This window comes from Candidatus Chloroploca sp. Khr17 (assembly GCF_004138165.1).
Taxonomy (GTDB): domain Bacteria; phylum Chloroflexota; class Chloroflexia; order Chloroflexales; family Chloroflexaceae; genus Chloroploca.
Genome location: NZ_RYFF01000005.1, coordinates 126,853 through 146,662 on the forward strand (window position 1 = coordinate 126,853; position 19,810 = coordinate 146,662).

Annotated in this window: 15 protein-coding genes; 6 read left to right on the forward strand and 9 right to left on the reverse strand. The window is 57.5% G+C overall.

Annotation, left to right across the window (positions count from 1 at the left end; translation table 11 throughout):
• Positions 1 to 118: 118 nt before the first annotated feature.
• From EKD05_RS04940 to EKD05_RS04950, 3 genes are all read left to right on the forward strand, one after another.
• Positions 119 to 934, forward strand: a complete 816-nt coding sequence (locus tag EKD05_RS04940) for a hypothetical protein (protein WP_240695642.1) — start codon at positions 119 to 121, stop codon at positions 932 to 934.
• Positions 935 to 1,002: 68 nt separating this feature from the next.
• Positions 1,003 to 2,034, forward strand: coding sequence for a DUF3048 domain-containing protein (locus EKD05_RS04945; RefSeq protein ID WP_129671327.1), 1,032 nt, complete (start codon positions 1,003 to 1,005; stop codon positions 2,032 to 2,034).
• Positions 2,031 to 3,401: a hypothetical protein gene (locus EKD05_RS04950; protein ID WP_129671328.1), complete on the forward strand. Its 1,371-nt coding sequence runs from the start codon at positions 2,031 to 2,033 to the stop codon at positions 3,399 to 3,401. The genes EKD05_RS04945 and EKD05_RS04950 overlap by 4 nt, the downstream gene beginning before the upstream one ends.
• Positions 3,402 to 3,449: 48 nt before the next feature.
• On the opposite strand, the gene EKD05_RS04955 is transcribed toward EKD05_RS04950, so the two are convergent.
• The 5 genes from EKD05_RS04955 to EKD05_RS04975 all read right to left on the reverse strand — a co-directional run bounded on the left by EKD05_RS04955 (position 3,450) and on the right by EKD05_RS04975 (position 10,972).
• Positions 3,450 to 5,603: a diguanylate cyclase gene (locus tag EKD05_RS04955; RefSeq protein WP_165360589.1), complete on the reverse strand. Its 2,154-nt coding sequence runs from the start codon at positions 5,601 to 5,603 to the stop codon at positions 3,450 to 3,452.
• 329 nt (positions 5,604 to 5,932) lie between these two features.
• Positions 5,933 to 7,789, reverse strand: coding sequence for an ABC transporter substrate-binding protein (locus EKD05_RS04960; protein ID WP_129671330.1), 1,857 nt, complete (start codon positions 7,787 to 7,789; stop codon positions 5,933 to 5,935).
• Between the two features lie 193 nt (positions 7,790 to 7,982).
• Entirely contained in the window at positions 7,983 to 8,852 is an 870-nt protein-coding gene (locus EKD05_RS04965; RefSeq protein ID WP_129671331.1) for an alpha/beta fold hydrolase, read from the reverse strand.
• Between the two features lies 1 nt (position 8,853).
• On the reverse strand, positions 8,854 to 9,753 hold the full coding sequence (locus tag EKD05_RS04970) for a D-hexose-6-phosphate mutarotase (RefSeq protein WP_129671332.1): 900 nt from the start codon (positions 9,751 to 9,753) through the stop codon (positions 8,854 to 8,856).
• Positions 9,754 to 10,009: 256 nt separating this feature from the next.
• Positions 10,010 to 10,972, reverse strand: a complete 963-nt coding sequence (locus tag EKD05_RS04975; protein ID WP_129671333.1) for a carbohydrate kinase — start codon at positions 10,970 to 10,972, stop codon at positions 10,010 to 10,012.
• Positions 10,973 to 11,171: 199 nt separating this feature from the next.
• On the opposite strand from EKD05_RS04975, the gene EKD05_RS04980 reads away from it, so the two are divergent.
• Together EKD05_RS04980 and EKD05_RS04985 are read left to right on the forward strand one after the other, a co-directional pair.
• Positions 11,172 to 11,819 (forward strand): uracil-DNA glycosylase, encoded by a 648-nt coding sequence (locus EKD05_RS04980; RefSeq protein ID WP_129671334.1) that lies wholly within the window; start codon positions 11,172 to 11,174, stop codon positions 11,817 to 11,819.
• A 52-nt stretch (positions 11,820 to 11,871) separates the two neighbouring features.
• On the forward strand, positions 11,872 to 12,186 hold the full coding sequence (locus tag EKD05_RS04985; RefSeq protein ID WP_129671335.1) for an RCC1 domain-containing protein: 315 nt from the start codon (positions 11,872 to 11,874) through the stop codon (positions 12,184 to 12,186).
• Between the two features lie 166 nt (positions 12,187 to 12,352).
• On the opposite strand, the gene EKD05_RS04990 is transcribed toward EKD05_RS04985, so the two are convergent.
• The 4 genes from EKD05_RS04990 to EKD05_RS05005 all read right to left on the reverse strand — a co-directional run bounded on the left by EKD05_RS04990 (position 12,353) and on the right by EKD05_RS05005 (position 18,388).
• Positions 12,353 to 13,483, reverse strand: coding sequence for a site-2 protease family protein (locus EKD05_RS04990; protein WP_165360590.1), 1,131 nt, complete (start codon positions 13,481 to 13,483; stop codon positions 12,353 to 12,355).
• A 251-nt stretch (positions 13,484 to 13,734) separates the two neighbouring features.
• Positions 13,735 to 14,820, reverse strand: coding sequence for a hypothetical protein (locus EKD05_RS04995; RefSeq protein WP_129671337.1), 1,086 nt, complete (start codon positions 14,818 to 14,820; stop codon positions 13,735 to 13,737).
• Between the two features lie 114 nt (positions 14,821 to 14,934).
• Positions 14,935 to 15,342, reverse strand: coding sequence for a hypothetical protein (locus EKD05_RS05000; RefSeq protein ID WP_129671338.1), 408 nt, complete (start codon positions 15,340 to 15,342; stop codon positions 14,935 to 14,937).
• A gap of 55 nt (positions 15,343 to 15,397) precedes the next feature.
• Entirely contained in the window at positions 15,398 to 18,388 is a 2,991-nt protein-coding gene (locus EKD05_RS05005) for a leucine--tRNA ligase (RefSeq protein ID WP_129671339.1), read from the reverse strand.
• Positions 18,389 to 18,678: 290 nt separating this feature from the next.
• Between EKD05_RS05005 and EKD05_RS05010 the strand changes: the two genes are divergently transcribed.
• Positions 18,679 to 19,791, forward strand: a complete 1,113-nt coding sequence (locus EKD05_RS05010) for an RNA-guided endonuclease TnpB family protein (protein ID WP_097654297.1) — start codon at positions 18,679 to 18,681, stop codon at positions 19,789 to 19,791.
• The last annotated feature ends 19 nt before the right edge of the window (positions 19,792 to 19,810 follow it).

The window sequence follows — 19,810 nt, forward strand, 5'->3', positions numbered from 1 at the left end:
GTCACCGATCGTGGTCATATTGCACCTTGTAGTTTATGCCATGAAGATTGACTTTTATGTCATGGCTCTGTTATACTTGAAGCCTCAAAGGTTAGAATGGGCCTAGAATGAGAGAACCTTGCGTTTGCTCCACACACCTGTTATCGTCGGCCATCTGGCCCCTGATCTCGATTGTCTGGTGGCGATCTGGCTTTTGATGCGTTTTGGTGACGCTGCTGACGCTGAACTGGAGTTTGTTCCAGCCGGACGTACCCTCGATGATCAGCCAGTTGATGCTGAACCATCTATCATCCACGTTGATACCGGTAGCGGTCGTTTTGATCACCACGATGCCGCTGATCCTACCTTGAGTGCCGCTGAACTGGTGCGCCGTGAGGTTGCCCCTGATGACGAGGCGTTACGTCGTCTTGTTGATCAAGTGACCCGCATTGACAATGCTCAAGCGTATGGTGATCGCCAGCCGATTTTCTTTAATATTACCGATCTCATCGCTGGCTACAACGCGCTCTTCCCGAATCGCCCCTATCACGTTGCTCAGGCGATGTTGCCTAATCTTGATGCATGGTACGAGCATGAGCAGCGCAGTTTGCGCCTTGAGCGTGCGTTTAACCGTAGGCTTGAGTTCCAGACACGGTGGGGCCTTGGCATTGCGATGGCAAGCGAGGATGGCGGTTCAAGCCGGCTTGCCTATAGCTGTGGCGCGGTGCTCTATGCCTATCGCGATGGTCACGGCTATATGGGGGTCGCGGCCCAGAATCGTTCCTGCGTCGATCTTGGCGTGGTCTACCGTGATTTGAAGCGCGTTGACGCTGATGCCGATTGGTATTTGCATCCTGGAAAACGGATGTTGCTCTGTGGTACCCCCAAGTCCCCGCCACGTGTGCCTTCCGCCCTCTCGCTCGAAGAACTGGTGGATGTCTTGAAGCGACGGTGAGCGCGGGGCCTGTGCTATAATGCCGTCGCATGGAATACCCGCTAGGTTCGCGGAGAGAAAATGACAGCATGATACGATACCTCGTTCGTACCCTACTCCTTTTGGCTGTGTGTACCCTGTTTTTGACCGCCTCCCCCGCGCTGGCGGCTTTTCCCGATGACGTTACCCTCCACCACATCAAGCCCCAGCCACCTGTGTCGCCACTGACGCTTGTCCGGGGGAGAGTGACGGCACGCCCCTATGCGGTGATGCTCGATAACCATCCGATGGCGTATCCGCAGGTTGGCCTCAACCAGGCCCCGCTGGTCTTTGAGGCGCTCGCCGAGTTTGGCATTACCCGCTATATGGCGCTGTTTGTACCCGGCATAACGCCCGAGTTGCCCACCATTGGCCCGGTGCGCAGCGCCCGTGCGTATTTTGTGGAGTATGCTAAGGGGATGCAGGCTGTTTATGTGCATGCAGGCGGTGCCCCCGATGCGTTGACGATGGCGCGTACCTCGCTCGAATTGCTTGATGTGGATGCGCTTCGCGTCGATGCGGAACGCTATTTTCGTCGCGTGGGCGATCGCCAGGCTCCGCATAATCTTTTTACTTCAACACGCGAACTCGCGGCCTTTGCCGAGGCGCAAGCGCTCGCCGAGGTTGATCTGAGCGAACTGGGTTTTTTGATCAAGCCAGATTTGCCCCTGGCTCGTCGGCCTGAGGCCCAACAACTTAGCTATTATTTCTTGTACCGTGAGTCGTTTGTGGCCTGGAAGTATGACCGCATCAGCAATAGCTATCTCTATTTTCGGCAGAACCGCCCGCATGTTGACGGAGCGACGGGGCAGCAACTTCGTTTTAAGAATGTGGTTGTGTTGGAAGTGCCCGAACGCCCTATTCCTGGCGATCCCAAGCAGCGCATTGAACAACAGGTGCTCGGTGAAGGCTCTGCCCGGGTCTTTCTGGATGGTCGCATGATCGAGGCGACTTGGCGCAAGGGCGCTGGCTTTGCGCCATTGCGTATCTATGGCCCCGGTGGAACCGAACTGACCCTGAATAGTGGGCCGGTCTGGATTGCCGTGTTGCCGTCACTCGATCATTTGACGGTAGAGTTATGACCCTTGTCAGACTCTGCAATCGGTTGAGCGTTGTGCTGCTAGGTTTGCTTGTCCTGGTTGCGGCGCATGTAGAGGCTGCCCCGTTGCCGCAACAGGCGCAACAGGCCTTGGCCCCAACCTATCGTATCTTTGCCACGCGCGAAGGCCTGGTGGGTGAGATGACGGGCAATGGGCATATTATTCAGCCACGTGACCGCTTTGTGGCGTTGCCTTCGTGGGCGGTGCTCTCCCCAAAAGGAAGCGACCGCTATCGCGTACGGGTTACCTATAAGGGTCGTAGTGTGGTGGTGCCTGTCTGGGATGTTGGCCCGTGGAATACGCGTGACGATTATTGGACCCCGGATCGCCTCTATCGCGATCTGCCGGTTGGACGCCCGATGGCCGAGGCGGCCTTTTTTGATGGCTATAATGGCGGCCTCGATGAACGGGGCCGCCGGATTAATAATCCCAATGGGATCGATATTGCCGATGGAACTTTCTGGGACGACCTCTTGATGACGCGCAATGATTGGGTCGAGGTGAGCTTTCTCTGGCTGGGGGCCGATCCTGGCCCTGGTGCGGCGATTACGATCAATCCTCCCCCACCCTCTGCGCCGCCTGCCCCGCCGCCTGCGCCAACGAGTGTTCCTGCCCCGCCCGTTGAGGCCGAAGCAGGGTCAAGCGTTGTCGACGATGAGGCCGAGGGGTATCGTGCGCAAGGCAGTGGCTGGAATAATGCCAGTTGTGGTATGAATGGCAGTCATGCCTGGATCGCTTCAACGTCTGATGCCACCCGCTCAACGGCAGCAGCGGCATGGACGCCATCCTTGCCTTCGGCTGGGAGTTATGAGGTGCTGGCCTATCTCCCGAACTGTGGGAACCCGGCCACCACATCGGCGCGTTATCAGGTGACCCACGATGATGCGGTGACCAGTGTCACGATTAACCAGCAGGCTTTGGCGGGAACCTGGGTCTCGTTGGGTACCTACAGTTTTGGCCGCGTCGTTGGGGTGCAGCCTCAGGTTGCCTTGACTGATTTGACTGATGAGAATGGGCGCACCGTGCGTTTTGATGCGCTTGCCTGGGCACCACGTCTCGACACCGCGCCCCCCGTGAGCAGCATCGAACTGATCGAGCGCAAGGGCAATGGCTATCAAATCACCTGGGGTGGAACCGACGATGCGAGTAGCATCGCGAGCTACGATGTCCAGGTGCGGATTTTGCCCCGCGGTGGCTGGACCGACTGGCGCATGCAGACGACAGCGACAACGGCCTGGTTTGGGCCAGATGAAGGCAAACATTTTGCCTTTCGGGTACGTGCCCGTGATCGGGCCGGCAATCTGGAACCCTGGCCTGACGAGGCGCAGATGGACACAACGTCGTCGTAGGGGCACGGCGGTGCCGGGCCCGGCGCTGGGCACGGCACCGCCGGGCCCCTACGGGTTATATATTGTGACGTCTCTGGGTTTGGCGAGGCAGACGCGGTTACGTCCTTCACTCTTGGCACGGTAGAGGGCCTGGTCGGCAGCAGTGATGAGTTCGTCGTGGTTAAGGCCGTGATCGGGGAAGATTGCCACGCCGATCGAGGTGGTAATGTTAGGCAGACGTTGCCCCTCGTGGATTAGATCGAGGTTACTGATCGCTTCACGCAGGTTGTTGGCACGGCTGATGGCATTTTCTTCGGTCATGCTAGGCATGATCAGCAGCATCTCTTCGCCGCCAAAGCGACAGGCGATGTCTTCACCACGTAAGCTCGTGCTGAGAAAGCGCCCCAGAATGCGCAACGTTGTATCGCCGGCATCATGCCCGAAGGTGTCATTGATGCGTTTGAAGTAATCAATGTCAAGCAGCATAATGCCCAGGGAGCGCTGATGGCGTTGCGCTTCAATCAATTTAGGGCCAAGAATTTCATTGACAAAACGCCGGTTGAAGAGCCCGGTGAGTGGGTCGCGGATCGCCTGCTCACGTAGGTCTTCGCGCAGTTGTAGATTTGCCAGAGCGAGGGCCAGCAGATCCGCTGTACGAATCGCGAGCGAAAGTTCACGTGGCTCTTCCGCGTTGCCAGAACCCGGCTCTCCATAAAGACACAGCAGGCCTGCGGGTTCACGATTGGCGTGGAGTTGCACACAGAGCAACGGGTGCCCACCGATTGGCAGGCAAAGAGCGCAGGCATGGGCATCAAGTTGATTGTTGGGATGGACAAAACGGGTGCCGACTTGCATTGCCAGGCACGTTGAGCAGATCTGGTCAGGATACGGGTCAGGCTGCTTGCCCCACGCGCCGACGAGGGGGTAGACCTCGGTCTTGCCCGTATGATGATAGAAGGCACCGGCGCAGCCTTCGAAGATTTCTTGCAACAAGGGAATACTGACCGCATAGGCCTCTTCAAGGCTCTGGCTTTGCTGTAAACGGCTGCTGAGGCGATTGAGCAACTCTTGTTCTTTGACATCACGGGCGAGTTGCTGATTCACCCGGCGAATTTCAGTCTCGGCTTGTTCAAGTTCAGCCACATGGCTTTCGAGATTGCCGATCAACTCGCGCAGGCGGGCCGTCATCCGGTTAAAGGCCACGGTGAGTGCGCCGATCTCGTCGTTGCGGCGGGGATGGGCGATCAGTTGCAAATCACCGCCGGCAATGCGGGTGGCCGTATCAGCCAGGCTCGCCAGAGGTGTGGCAATGCTTCGGGCGACAAAGAGGGCCGAGATAAGCGCGAACAAAATAGCGATCAGGGCAATCACCATATTTAGGCGCAGGGTCGCATAGATGGTCTGAAACGCCTCGGTCTCTTCTTGTTCGGCGACGAGCACAAACTGCAGTGACGGGAGCCAGTGATAGACCCCGATGACGCGTTGCTGGCGATAGTTGTCATAGACCCCGGCCCCATTGGTCTGATCGCGGATCACCTGTTCCATAATCGGTGTATGCAGGCGCAGGATCTGGGTGCGGCGGTCGGCAAAGCGTGAGTCGGTGAGCAACAGGTAATTCGGCCCGACGAGATAGGTCTCACCGGTCTCCCCCAGCCCTGCCCGCTGCAACATGATCTCATTGAGTGTGCGGGCACTTGCGCGTCCAACCAGTACGGCACGGGCGCGCCCGTCGGCGTCATAGACGGGCTGTGAAACGACGACGGGGCTACTCAAGCCCTGGGCGGTCGCCGAGGAGAGTGACTGCACATAGGTGCCCTCGATGCCTCGCCAGAAATATTCCTGGAGCGAGTGAACCTGGCCCTCTTTGGCGGGATCAGTTGCCACCAGCGCACGACCTTGAGGATTCAGGAGCAAAACCTCTTCAAACAGCCCGGTTGATGCGATGACCCCATCAAACTGAATCCGCAATTCGTTATAGGCCACGGTATAGGCTGGTGTACCTGGTTCATTGGTCAGCAATGGTTCAATCAGGCGAGGCACTTGATGGGGATAGACGATCGCTCCCATATGGATGCGCAGGCTCTGGATCCATGCCACAATCTGTTCTTCTTTGAGGGTTGCAACTGACTCGAGTTGATTGACAACCTGTGTTTGCCCACCACGCAGCCCCAGCAACACCGAGCTACTGCCAATCAAGAACATCGGAAGTAAAACCAATAGCATAGATGCTAGCAGTAAACGATTCCGAATGGTGCCAAGGCGGAAGTGAGAAAAAAGCCTTGCGCCTCGGCTGGTCAGGTGCTTGAAACGGCCAGCAACGCGATCCATAAAAGCCAGGTCTTACTAGTCTGTCCACAAAGATTTTTGGTATATGGCCGACAACGCATGTGAGCTGTGACAACGCATGTGGGCTGAGCTTGTCGAAACCCACATGCCTTGTCACACACGTCGTCTATTGACTATAACTCCTATATGGGTTGTAAACAGGAGTGCCGGCTTTAGCCGGCTAAAGCCGGCACTCCTCAGGCATAAATCGTCTAGGACTGCTATATTTACTTGGTCTCTGCATTGACAGGTTGCAATTCATGAATAATCACATGCATGCTTTGCCACCATGAGGGTGGGTGAATATAGGCATTGGAGGCACTGGGCCAGTTTTGCCAGTAGGTTTCATCAAAGGAGATCAGTTGCCTATATTGTACCAGAGGAATGAAGGGTAATTCATCGAGCCAGATGGCGCTGGCTTCAACAAAGAGCGGTTCGACACGGGCATCGCCGAGCGGCAACGCTCCCATCTGGTCAACGAGGTCGCTGTAGGCCTGGTTGCTCCACCGTACCTGGTTATTGTAGTTGGTGACAGGTGTCCCGATGGGTTGCGCCCAACGGGCGTGATAGCGATTCATTGCGGCCCAGGGTTCATTGATCGAGCCACAGCTATCCCAGTCAATCATGGCCTCAAAGACCCCATTGGTCTTGTGGTAGACCCATTCGCTATTGGTGAGGGCTTTGGAGGAAGCGTTGATCCCGACTGCTTTGAGCCGTGCGGCGATCAGTTCGGCACTACGTTGCATCGTTGTGGACGCTTCGTGAACGTGAATCGTCAGGCTCAGTTGGCTCCCGTCTTTTTCATAATACCCGTCGCTCCCGAGGCTCCATCCCTGGCTCTCGATCAACTGGCGCGCCAACTGCGGATTGTTTTGCAGCAAAGGGTATTGTTCATAGAGACCGGCCTGCTCAAGGAGCTGAACATAACGATCGAGGGGTGGATAGGCGGGGAAGAAGTGGCGAGCGGCAATCGTGGTGCCCTCATAGGCGTCGGTGACAATCTCTTGGCGATCAAGGGCATAGTTGACGGCCCAGCGCAGATCTTTCTGATCCCAGGGTTGTTGGAGGGTATTGAAGGAGAGCGTGCGTGAACACGGGTCGATCCACGAGAAGGGCACCCCATCGAGCCAGGTGATGAGCTTGGGCTTGAGCGCAGCGATGGCTTGATACTCTTCGAGGGTGACATTGCCAAGCGAATCGAGGTGTTCGACAGCCTGAGCCAGATCTGCTTCCATATTAACGATCGTCCAGATAAGCCGTTTCGGCGCTGGTAACGACTTGAAGCCCGCCTCGACACCCCACCAGTCATCATCACGGACATAGATGAAGGTGTTTTCGTTAAAGCTCTCGAGCACGTACGGCCCGGTAAAGACCGGCCAACCCTGGGCGGGATCATAGTTGGTAAAGGTGTACGGATCTTTATCGCGCCAGATGTGTTCGGGGACGAGGTTGAAGCTGCCCCAGACTTTGACCGAGAAGAAGTCAAGCTGAAAGCGCGGATTGGGGGCGGTCAACTGGAAGCGTACGGTATGGTCGTCGACCGCTTCGACTGACGCGATCCAGTCGGTCAGACCGGCAAAGAAGTCGAGTTCGAGATCGGGATGTTCGAGCAAAAGATTGGTACTGAAGACGACATCTTTGGAGGTCAATGGCTCACCATCGCTCCAGCGTACCCCTTTACGCAGGGTCAACGTCCAGACATCCTGCTCTGGATTAGGATCCATACGCTCGCCGAGCCATGGCTCGATCACGCCACTCTCGTAGTTGAGAATAAAGAGGGGCTCGATCATCGCCTGATGCAGCCCTTTGTCGAGACGCGCATCACGTGCAAACGGGTTCCATTGCTCAGGCACATCAACCGAACCCGAGAGCATATCAAAGATAACCGTTTGGGCACGCTCGGCTGGATTATTGATCAGGTCGAGTGGCAGGTCAATCACGAAGGCGGCGGGCGAACCCTCGGGGGCGCTTACTAGTGCATTCTGAGGGGAGCTTGTTGGAGCAATGCTTGTCGTCGAGCCACAGGCGGTGCTCACGAGGATAACCATAATGATGAGGATCCAACGGTGCGCATGCATAGCCATATCGGTGCTCCTCTTTTTGTCCCAGGATCGAGTATATTTTCAGTATAGTGAGAGGATGTACCAGTCTATTACCAGGGCGACCATTCCCAAGAAACGTGCGTATGATGACGAAAACGACCAGCAAAGCTGGTCGTTTTCGTCATTGGCTGAAGCCGCTGAAGTGTTTGAAGGCACGTATCGGTGAAACGTGCGCTCAGGCGAGAAATGCGCCAATTGAGGTATAAAACGGCACAGCCGCCTCGATCATTGGCACATGGCCGCAGTTGTCGAGCAAGACGAGCCCTGCATCAGGAAGGGTATTGGCGAGGGCCATCACTGCTGTTGGTGGAAAGAGCGGATCTTCGCGTCCACTCACAACCAGCGTTGGTACCCGTACCTGCTCGGCGGCAACCATGACAATCGGATCGCCCGAACTGCTTGCTGCTTCCATCGCAACGCGCGGATCCATCGCGATCAGGTCAGCAACGCCAATCGCCATCGCGGCGTACGGGATCTCGTTCATGCGATAGACCACCTGCGAGGCCAGCATGATTGGCCAGGGCGGTGTCATCCACGCCATCTGCGTCCACGGTCGCATCATCGTAAACCACGGCCCCCAAAAGCTCAGCCAGGGTGCCCAGAGCGCGGCGTTCGTGCGGAGTTGCGAGTGCAGGCCGGCAAAGACGCCTGCTTCGACTGAACTCCGCGGCAGCCCAAAGCTCGCTAGGATTGTCCGTTCCACCCGATCAGGCCGTGCCGCCGCTAGCAGCAAGGCGATCGCCGCCCCAAGTGAATGCCCGACCACCGTAACCCGTCCGAGACCCAGGGCATCAATGGTCGCAAGGGCGCTGGCGGTTAACGTATCAAGCGTCGCCGGCGTTTTCGGTGGTGGCGACTCGCCAAATCCTGGCAGATCAAGCGCAATCAGATCATGCTCTTCTGCCAACGTCGCAAATGCCCCCATCCAATACCGTGATGATCCGCCCCATCCGTGAATAAGCAGCAAGGGAGCGCCTGTGCCGCCACGTCGGTAGGCAAGGGGGCCAGTTGGGAGGTTGAGCCAGGAAACTTCGGGGAATTGCATCTTACTTCTTCTCTAGACGATCAATGATCGCCATCATCGTGTGACTTTCGTCTGGGGCCAGCGTCATTGTTGCAGCCAGAGCATTGGCTGTTTCGATACAGACCATTGAGGTGGATGCATCATCAGCAAAATCGGGAATCTGTTGGGCCTTTGCGTGCCACGGGTTCCAGATAACCGTTGAATGACTTCCTTGCTTGGCGATCCTGATCGTGTGACCTTGCACGGGATCTTCAAGCAAACACGTTCCGGTTGTGCCTTGATAAACCCGATCGATCTCTGCGCCAACTTTGACCGGCCCACTCTGGGTGTGGGTTTCGTGCGTGAGTTTATCAAAGTAGCTAACACCATCAAGTCCTATGATGCCACACTGAGTTACATCAGTGACCTGAAAATAGCTGTGCAACGCGCCACTCCAGCCAAAGGTTTCGGCATCCAGGTTAGTGATCTTCAGCGCAACCTCCAGGTGCTTGTCAACCGTCACCGTCAGCGTTAAACGAAACGCATACGGCCACAGAGCCAGCGTTGTCTTGTCGTGGCTGAGACTCAGTTGAAGCCACACGCCTGTATTGTTGACGCCACTGCCATCTACCTGCCACCAGCGCTCACGCACAAAGCCATGCAGCGGTTTGCCAGGATCGCTGGGGTGCGCCCCAAACCAGGGCCAGCATATCGGGATGCCCCCATGCACCGGGGGGCGACCAGCCTTGCGCGCAGCCTGACTGACCCATAGCAAGGGTGGCCCTGCGGTAGGCTGGTATGTCAACACCTGTCCTCCGTACAACGCGACCGTCGCCGTGCCCTCTTCAGCCATGAGCCTGGCCGTGAGCATCCCGCCTGGCTCATCAACAAACTCCACCCGTCCAGCAAGGCCAAAACGTGCCTGCAAGTCTGTGCGATCCATAAAGCATGATTGCCTTTCAGCCAGTGACAGCTCCCAGGGCGAAAGGAGCCTGTCGCAGCCCCCGCTGGTATCAAAAAACTTATGTTACAGCCTACTTATGGTCTTCCAGGAAATAATCCGGTATGCGCGGCACGGGCGAGACCGCGCAGGTCTGCGAGATCTGTGAGGTTTGGTCGAGCGGATTCATTGCTGGAAAACCATACGTCGGCACTCCATGTTGAGGGTAACGCTGATCCGGCCCTTTTGCAACCTTGTCTTATGTGCAAAGGAAGGCCTCTAGTTCGGCTCGGTTTGGTGGGTTGGCACCAGGGCGTGAGCAGGCAAGCGCTGCGGCAGCGGCCCCACGCCGCAAGGCTTCAACCAGGCTTGCGCTGGGCATCTGCGTCAGGGCGTCGCGACTCAGTGCGTCGGTGTCAGCCAGCGCAGCGAGCAGACCCGCGCTAAAGGTGTCGCCGGCCCCGACCGTGTCGGCGACCTGCACCTTGAAACCGGGTACATCGAGTTGTTCGATCCTGTCGCCCTGTCGTCGCAGGGCGGTCACGCCTTCGCCGCCCCGGGTCACCGCAACCACACAGGGGCCTGCCTCGAGTTGCGCACGTGCATAAACGAGCGGATTGGTCGCGGGGGCGAGCCAAGCAATGTCGGCGGCACTCAGTTTGAGCAGATCGCACGCTGCGACTGCCTGGGCCACCGTAGCCCGGTAGCTTGCCTCATCAGTGATCAGACGTGGGCGCACATTGATATCAAGTGAGACTAGGGCTTTTCCACGCAACCCCAGCGCCGCTGCCAGTGCCGCCGACGGGGTTGTTCCGCGCAAGAGACTGATTCCGCCAAAATGGAGCAGCGCCGTTGCTTCGACGAGATCGGGCGTGATATCTGCGGGCGTCAGCAGTGTATCGGCTGCGGCATCACCATAAAACGTAAAAGCCGGTTCGCCATCCTCAATTGTCACAAATGCCAGGGTCGTGGGGGCCTCAACACTCGCCAGCCAGCGATCGTTGATGCCCTCGGCGCGTACATGCGAGCGCAGGCGTCGCCCAAAATAGTCGTTGCCAACCTTGCTGACAAACGCTGTTGGCACCCCCATCCGGGCCAACCCGACCGCCACATTGAACGGCCCGCCCCCAGGATGCAAGCTAAAGCCAGTTATGGTACCATCCCGTTCAAGCGGCAAAAAGTCAACCAGGATCTCACCAAGACACACGAGCCAACGCTTCATCGAGTCGCTCCTTTGCTTGTGGGCATCAACGCTGGCGTGCTTTGCTTCCACAAGCGTGATTTCATCATACCTAACACCATTGCAGATTGCGGATTTTGGATTGCAGATTGCCACTTATGGCGTTCCAATGCCCTCTGGCAGCACGACCTATGCGGCGTGCTCAATTCCAATTGGTATAACAGGATACCACAACAAGACTATGCCATACCAACGAGCTGTCACGACGCTGATCACGACCCTGGCGAGCATTGCGGCCCCGTCGGACGCGATCAATATGTACGCAGGCGACGATCCGCCTGGCAACGCGATCCGGCGGGCGAACCTGGCGCTTGCCTTGCACCTGGCACAGCAGCGCGGCCCCGATCTGATCATCGTCGGCGAGGCCCCGGGCTACCACGGGGCGCGGCGCACCGGGGTTCCCTTTACCAGCGAGCGCATCTTGCTGGCCGACGATGGCCAATTTGGCGTTGCCCGAGGGTTTGCCCTGGCGACGGATGATGGGCGCATCAGTGCCGAACAGACTGCTACCCTGGTCTACCGTGAACTTGCCGCGCTCGGTCTCTCTGCCGTGGGCTGGAACGCCTACCCACTTCACCCACATCGTCCCGGCAATGATCAGAGCAACCGCTTGCCGCGAGCCGCCGAGCTTGCGCTTGGTCGTCCCTTGCTGCTGCAAATGCTTGCCCTCTTCCCAGGGGTGCCAGTGGTTGCGATGGGGCGGGTGGCTGCCGCTTCGCTGACGACGCTTGAGGTACCTCATCATGCCGTACGCCACCCCGCCCAGGGTGGCGCAACTGCCTTTGCCGAAGGGTTACGGGCGTTCACTTTGGGCAGGATGCCTGGGTAGTTCGTTGTTCCATGGCTATGGCTTGCGCTGAGTATACAGAGGGAGGAGCGTGATGCGTTGGGTGCTCGTGCTGCTCCTCATTGGCTTCGGGTTTCTACTGCTTGCGACCACTCCCGCCTTGCTGAGTGGGCCGTCGGTAGATGAGCCGCCAGCACCGAAGCCTTCATTCGTGGTGGTGGATCTGCGCTCGCATATGATGCGCGATCTTAGCCCTACCACGCTGCCTCAGGTGAGCGCTGGTGAGCGCAAAACTTGTGCGCTCAATCGTGCCGGACAACTCTATTGTTGGGGCGCACATTCTGATGTGCCAAGCGACCTCGGCCCGGTGCGCCAGGTTAGTGTCGTTCGTGCCGTCTCGGGCCTCTGAAGGCAGGGACAGGATGACGCATTTCGTTCTCACCCATTGCCGCGACCCAGTACCCTCGAGCCGAGGTGTCGACACTGACGAGGTGGGCCAGGGAGAGGTGCTGCCCCCCCCTGGCCCACCTGTTGCCGAAGGCTCCGCTCTACCGCTGCTGCGCACCTAGCGGTCTTTATGCCGACGGCGTGGTGCGTGGGGTCGTCGACGGCCCTTGTGGTGGTGTGCCTCGGTCGCGCACGGCATACGCGGTGGCAATATCGTCAATCGTCAGCAGACCACGAAATTCCTCGCCGTCGTAGGCGGCGAGCACCGGGGTGCTATGCTCGGCCATTGTTGCGCGGGCGACTTCCAGCGACTCGCCAAAGGGAACCCGGACAATCTCGCGGCGCATGATCATCGTGATCCACATTTCGCCCCGTCCGGTTGCGATCGCGGCCTGAATATCGGCGCGCAGCACAATGCCAAGCACGCGCTCGCCCTGCAAGACCACCAGGGCCTGCTGGCGTGTCGCATCCATCAGGGCCGCCGCATCACTCACCCGCTGCCCGATCTGCAAACTGGCAGGCTCACGGTTTAGCGCATCGGCAATACTCAAATCATCAAGCACCCCGATGACATCGGTTGCCACCACCTCCTGGCGTGCACCAAGGAAGATAAAGACCGCCACGGCAATCAGCAAGAAGTTGACACTCATAACCCCAACCACAGCCAGCAAGATAGCAATACCCTGCCCAATGGCCCCCGCGATGCGCGTCGCTCGTCGGTAATCCATCAACATTGCCATAACCGAACGCAGCACTCGCCCACCGTCGAGCGGGAACGCCGGGATCATGTTGAAAAGCGCCAGCAGCAGGTTCGCCTGGATCAGCCAGAGCACCATCCCATCGAATGAGGGTGTCCCAACCATGTTGACCATTGACTCGGCGGTCATCCTGGTTGCCAGACCACTAAAGATCGCGACGATGAGCAGGCCAAAGACAATCAAGAGATTGACAATTGGCCCCATGATGGTGATCAACAGTTCGTGCCCGGGACGTTGCACGGGCCGCCCAAGCACGGCTACACCACCGATTGGTAACAGTTGAATCTCACGTACCGGAATACCGAGTGCGCGTGCGGTGAGGGCGTGCCCAAGCTCGTGCAGCAGTACACTGCTAAAGAGCAGGATCATCATCAACACACCAAAGAGCGCCCCAAAAAGACTTCCATTGCCCCAGATCAAAGCTCCTAGCGGCAACATCAGCAAAAAAGTTATATGAAGATTAAGATCAATGCCTGCAATACGTGCAATACGAAAACTCATACGCATTATTTTGCTTCTTTCTATGTTTCTGGCGAAGGGAGTCGCTTATCCTGACTCGCCTCACCACCATGCTCAGTCTTGTCACACAATAGCTCTCTTTAAGGATAACGCTTTCATTGTCGCAGCGCAATAGTGGGCTTTCCCGAATCAAGAGGGAAAGAAGCCCTCATCTTCTTGTGCTGGAGCAAAGCCGACGTAGCTGGCTTTGCTCCAGCGCAAGAAGATGAGGGCCGTAGGCCCCCAAGATCTCCCTAATACCGCAGAATCAAGGCGATCCGCCCGTGCTGTTCGAGGGCACCATCTTCCACAAAGACCACACGACCACCCATGCTCATCACCATCGTGATCGCCTCGTCAACCGCATCGTCGAGATGGTTTGGGCCGCTCTCGCCTGTATCGGGCAAGAGCTGGAAGCCAGTCTCGTCGAGCATGGCCGACTCGTGGTAGTTCTCTTCGACAAGCAAGGTTGCGCCACGGCCTTCACGCGCAAAGCGCCACACTTCACCGAGTGTCGAGGCGCTACGCTGCCCACCCACGGCTGTGCCAAGCTCTTCCAGCACACCATTGCGCCGCTCTGCTAGGCTTGCTTTGACTTCAGGCCAGACCAGTTTGCCCAATTCGTGCCCCGGTGTCGTGTCGTGGTTCCCTCGGACGGTCGCCACGATCTGGCTCGCGTTACTGGTAACCTCATTGAAGAAGGAGATCCATCGGTCAACGCCAACGACGGCAACGGGCAAAGGATCTTCCTTCAAGACTTCGGTCAGCGCTTCATCAACGCTCCGGAAGAAGATCCGGTGGTGCTCATCGCGGAACCGCGAACTGTTGACTGCCGGATCGTTCGGCAACCCACTGCCTCCCCCTGGGCCGCCGTGGGTCAGCGGGAAGCCTGCCACTTTGACTTCCTCGAGATCCTCACGGGTCGCTTCAAAGAGTCGGGTCGGCTGCTCGCTCAACACCACCACCCAGTAGCGGGGCGTGCGGTTCATTGCAAAGACCATATCTCGCGTAAAGAAGGTTTCGTCGACGACCACCCGTTCAGGCAGTTCAAAGGGTACTGTATAGATGTAGCTTGTCTCGGCGTTGACAAAGATTGCCAGCCCATCAAGCGTACGTGAAAAGTCTAAATCATTCGTTGCAGTTTCAAGATTGGCGAGCAACTGGGCCACTTCGCGTTTGCCAAACTCATCTTTCAAACGCTCGTTGGCCTCGCGGGTCAGATTCTTCAAGCGAATCGGATCCTGCCGGTTGTCGGGCGAGGTCCGATGCGTAGGAAGCGTAATCGTTAGACACGGGTAGGTCACAATCTTCTGAAGTTCAACAACATCACCACGATACATATATTCTCCTGACTATAGAGCAAAGCTAGACGATTTGTGTCTGAGGAGTACCGGCTTTAGCCGACTAAAGCCGGTATTCCTGTTTACAATCCAGATAGTAGTGTTACAACAATGTTAGATCGAAAGACGATCTTGCCTTGGAAAAAGAAAGCGAGTGCCAATTTCAATTTCTATGGGCAAGAGCGCAAGTAGGATCAATGGAATCCAGATTGGACTCAAGATAAAATAGAGTCCAAGCGGTAGAATGCCGAGAATAACGGCAAAAATCATCCGCCCCGCACTCCTCCACCCACTCGCCAGCACAACGCCGACCGTGGTCAGGATGACAATGAAACTATCACTACACGTGTTCAGTGCAGGACGATTGTAGCATGAATTGAGCACTGATGGTACGGCAATGTCAAAGGGCACACCCTGGATTTCGAAGGTAGTTGGCAAGACCATCCTCCGCAAGATAAAGAGGGCTATGCCAGCGAACAAAATGGTATAGGCAACCAGAATCCGCTGCGTAGAAATATTCATACATCCACCAAACCCTCAGCCAGGCAACCGGAGGTTGCCCGCCTGAGGGTTCGTCTTAACTAACAACAACGTTCACCAGTTTGCCTGGCACCACAATGAGCTTGCGGATCGTTTTGTCGCCAACGTATCCTTTGACCCGCTCGCTCTGCAACGCAACGTCGCGCAACTGCGCTTCATCAGCATCAGCAGGTACCACGAGTTTGTCGCGGATTTTGCCATTGACTTGCAAGACGATCTCGATCTCTTCTTCCGCCGCCAGGGCAGGATCTGCCTTGGGCCAGGACTGTTGATGAATGCTATAACTGCGTTGCGTGCGTGCCCAGAGCTCTTCGGCAATATGGGGCGCGACCGGTGCGATCAGGCGCATCAACGTCTCGATCGCTTCGGCCCATGTGGGGGTCTTGCTCAGCCCGGCTTCACGCGCTTTATAGAGCGCATTCGTAAACTCCATCAACGCAGCAACCATTGTATTGAACTTGAATCCTTTGATATCATGTTCAACGCGCATGATCGTCTGATGCAGGATCCGCTGCAATTGCCGCTCGGTGAACTCGCCTTCGCTCGCACGGTCTTGCTCAGGATTGAGCACAATGCGCCAGACGCGGTCGAGCCATCGGCGAATCCCCGGTACCCCATCGGTACTCCAGGGTACCGCAGCCTCGAAGTCCGAGATGAAGCATTCATAGCCCCGCAGCGCATCGGCCCCGTGGGTTGCGACGACTTCATCGGGCGTGATGACATTATTTTTGGACTTCGACATCTTTTCGATGACGATCTGCCCATCTACTTCACGGGGCGGGGCCAGGATCAGCCCCTGATTGCGCAGGCTCTGAAAGGGCTCGATAAAGGGGACAACCCCAATATCATAGAGAAACTTGGTCCAGAATCGGGCATAGAGCAGGTGCATGACGGCGTGTTCCGCCCCACCGACATACATATCGACGGGCAACCAGTAAGCCAGTTCCTCTTGGCGTGCCAACTCGTGGGGATTCCGGGGGTCAACAAAGCGCAGGAAATACCACGACGAACAGGCAAAGGTTCCCATCGTATCGGTTTCGCGCCGTCCCTGTTGCCCATCGCTCAGGGTCACCTTGACCCACTCGTCAATCTGGGCCAGGGGCGACTCGCCGGTTGCTGTGGGTTCATAGTTTTCGACCCCTGGAAGGGTGACGGGCAGTTGCTCGTCGCTTTCCATCACCTCGAGGCCATCGGCACGGTGAATGATCGGAATGGGGGTGCCCCAGTAGCGTTGGCGGCTGATCAACCAGTCGCGCAGTTTGTAATTGTGGCGGGCCTTGCCCTTCCCTTCAGCCTCAAGCAGATCAATCGTCCAACTGATCGCTTCATCACCAGGCAGGCCGTTGATCGCCCCCGAGCTGATCGGTACCCCGGTCTCATCGTGATAGAGCAGGTCGCGGTAGGCTGGAATCGTCGTCAGATAGGCCATCACGGTTGGCAGATCGTTGCGTTGCAACGCGGTGCTGATCCGTGCGGCCAGTTGCTGATCCGCTTCAACCGAGTCGACGGCGACGATGACATCGGGAAAGATGAACTTCCACCCGCTCCCAGCGATTTCGGTCCATCCATTGAACAACGCCGGTTGCACCAGGTGGGCATACGCCTCGGCCTGCGCCCCGGTCAGGTCAACGACCAGATCGCCATCCTGTTCACTGAACTGATACCCCGCCGCACGCAACTGGTTTGGCAGATCCTCAGCATAGGTTCCCCGACGTACCACCGAACGGGCGGCATCGTCGGGTCGCTGGATCACCGGGATGATCGGCAAGCCAAATTTCAGGGCAAAGGCAAAGTCGCGCTCGTCGTGGGCGGGTACCGCCATAATCGCGCCGGTGCCGTAGCCCATCAAGACATAATCGGCGACCCAGATGGGAATTTCGGCCCCGTTCACCGGATTCACCGCATAACTGCCGGTAAAAACGCCGGTCTTCTCTTTCTCTTCGACGGGCACAGGCGCACTGGCGTTGGTTTTGGCCTGTGTAACGTAGGCCTCGACGGTAGCCTGCTGTGCCGGTGTGGTCAGCTTGGCGACCAGCGGGTGTTCGGGTGACAGCACCATAAAGGTGGCCCCCCACAACGTATCGGGCCGCGTCGTAAAGACGATCAATTCGTCGCCGGCCACTGTCTTGAAGATAACCTCAGCCCCGACCGAGGCCCCGATCCAGTTGCGCTGCATCGTGACAATGCGACTAGGCCAGTCAACAGTATCAAGGTCGCGATCCAGGCGACTGGCGTAGGCCGTCGTGCGGAAAAACCACTGTTTCAGCGTACGGCGCTCGACCAGCGCCCCACTCCGCCAGGCGCGACCATCAGGGCCGACCTCTTCATTCGCCAGCACCGTCTTGTCAACAGGATCCCAGTTGACCGTCGCTTCCCCGCGATAGGCTAGCCGGAAGCGCTTGAGGATCTCTTGCCGTTCGAGTGCTGTTGTCGCCTGCCATGCTTCCGCCGTAACCCCACGCTCTGACAAGGGCAAGCCCAGGCGCGAGGTGCCATACGCCGCTAATTCGGCCTCAAGTTCGGCAATCGGACGGGCCTGATCGACGCGTGGATCGTACCAATGGTCGTAGAGACGCAAAAAGATCCACTGGGTCCAGTGATAATAGTCTGGCTCAGACGAGGTAATCTCACGGCTCCAGTCATAACTGGCCCCGATCAAATTCATCTGGCGTTTGTAGTTGGCGGCGTAACGGCGGGTCAAGACCGAGGGGTTGGTTTTGGTTTTGATGGCCTGGTTTTCGGTGGGCAACCCGAAGGCATCCCATCCCATCGGATGCAGGACGTTATAGCCCTTCATCCGATAGTAGCGCGCAACCACATCGGTGGGCACATAATTGCGGCAATGGCCGACGCTCAAGCCCTCACCCGACGGGTAGGGATAAAAATCGAGCACATAATACTTGGGGCGTTCATCAGCCGGGGCGGTTCGATAGAGATCATCAGCCGCCCAGCGTGCCTGCCACTTTGACTCGATGGTCGTCGGGTCATAACGTTCGTGCAATATTTTCTCGGGCTGTGCATCTTTCATACGGTCACACTCCTCAAGGGTTGAGCAGAATTGGTGGCACCTACGACGAATTGGCATGAGTGATCATAGGCTGTAAGGCCACTAAGGTCAGGTTCTGACATGGTGCTCACCCCCTTTCGGAACGTTGTACAATGCTGTTTATTATAGCATAGGACGGTTTGTCGGCCTCATAGAATGCTTGCCTTTAGGCGCGGAAACCCACGAGCTTTAGCCGTGGGAGGAGCGCCCCGCTTGAGCGGCTTTAGCCCTGAGTTGCACGGGTGTTCGCTATGTAGTATACTTCTCATATTATGAGGCTCACAATCCAACTGAAGTTGCAGCCGACTCCTGAGCAAGCTGACGCTTTGCAGCGCACGCTTGAGCGGGCGAATGAGGCGTGTAACGCGATGAGTCTGACGGCATGGGAGACCAAGACCTTTCGGCAGTTTGCGGTTCACAAGCTGGTGTACCAGGACACCCGCGAGGCGTTCGGGCTTGCCGCGCAAATGGTGGTGCGGTGCATTGCGAAGGTAGCGGATGCCTACAAGCTGGATCGCAAGGTTCAGCGCACGTTTCGCCCACACGGTGCGATGGCCTACGATGATCGCATCCTGTCCTTCCACCGCGGCAAGCAGGAAGTCTCGATCTGGACGCTCGACGGGCGGCAGGCGATCCCGTTCCTCTGCGGCGATAGGCAGCGCCCGTTGCTCGCTTCGCAGCGGGGCGAGACGGATCTGGCGCTGGTCAACGGCGCGTGGTATCTGTTCGCTGGGTGCGAGGTTGAAATACCCGACCCTGGCGACGTGGAAGGCGTGATGGGCATTGACCTGGGGGTGACCAATATTGCGGTAGATAGCGACGGCGAGACCCATTCCGGCAAGGCGATCAAGAACGTGCGCTATCGGCATCGGAGCTTGCGGCGCAAGCTCCAGCGGAAACGGACCCACGGTGCCCGCCGCCGCTTGCGAAAGCTCGTAGGGCAGGAATACCGCTTTGCGACATGGGTAAACCACAACCTCTCCAAACGGATTGTTGCGAAGGCCGAAGGCACGAAGCGGGCGATAGCGTTGGAGGATCTGACGCATATTCGCACGCGGATAACGGCTCGCAGGTCGCAGCGCGCAACACTCCATAGCTGGGCCTTTGCGCAGTTGCAGGCCTTTATCGTCTACAAGGCAGCGATGTGCGGGGTTCCTGTCCATCGGGTTGATCCTCGGAATACCTCTCGTACCTGTCCTATGTGCGGTTGTATTGACAAGGCCAACCGCAAAACCCAGGCTTCGTTTGTCTGCACATCTTGTGGCTTCGCTGGGCCAGCAGATGTGATCGCGGCGGTCAATATTGGCCGCCGGGCGCCTGTAAGTGCGCCATGCTACCCGGCTGCCGACTCGTCGGTAGTGCAGGGTAAAGCCCAAGAGCTTTAGCCTTGGGTAGCTTACTCGG